At 63.4% G+C, this 404-nt stretch carries 2 protein-coding genes; both read left to right on the top strand.

What is annotated here, in order from left to right; translation table 11 throughout:
* Positions 1 to 16 precede the first annotated feature (16 nt).
* Positions 17 to 214, top strand: coding sequence for a hypothetical protein (locus EOA32_RS39150; RefSeq protein WP_189407768.1), 198 nt, complete (start codon positions 17 to 19; stop codon positions 212 to 214).
* A partial coding sequence (locus EOA32_RS39145; protein WP_245499548.1) for an amidase family protein occupies positions 184 to 404 on the top strand: 221 nt, incomplete at its 3' end. The genes EOA32_RS39150 and EOA32_RS39145, both read left to right, overlap by 31 nt.

Genomic DNA, 404 nt, shown 5'->3' with positions numbered 1-404 from the left:
ATGGAGCATTTTCTGGATGTCGGAGGTCGCGTTGCTCGTCGACGAGCGGGCCAACGATATCGGCCGCATGCCTCTGCCCGGCGAAATCGAAGCGCTGAGTTTGCATGCGCTGGACCGTTTCCGCCGCTCGTCGGCCGCCGACTATTTGAAGGCGCAGCCCGACAGCATCGGGCATCGCTGGCGATGGCAAGGACGTTCGACGGCTTCGACCTGATCATGACGCCGGCGACAGCCGACTTGCCGCCCCTAATTGGCGCTGTCCGTGGCGATGACGCCGCGTTCGATTATGCAGCATGGGTGGATCGGGCCTACGGCTTCGCGCCGTTCACGGAAATCTTCAACGTGACCGGACAACCTGCCGCCAGCCTCCCGCTTTTCCTGTCCAAAGACGGCCTGCCGATCGG

Source organism: Mesorhizobium sp. M1A.F.Ca.ET.072.01.1.1 (assembly GCF_004023325.1).
Classification (GTDB): domain Bacteria; phylum Pseudomonadota; class Alphaproteobacteria; order Rhizobiales; family Rhizobiaceae; genus Mesorhizobium.
The sequence above is the reverse complement of the archived record's forward strand: the minus strand, read 5'-3'. Positions and strand labels throughout refer to the sequence as shown.

Excerpts from the sequence above, each read along its gene's own strand:
- EOA32_RS39150 (WP_189407768.1), top strand. The coding sequence starts at position 17 with ATGTCGGAGGTCGCGTTGCTCGTCGACGAGCGGGCCAACGATATCGGC.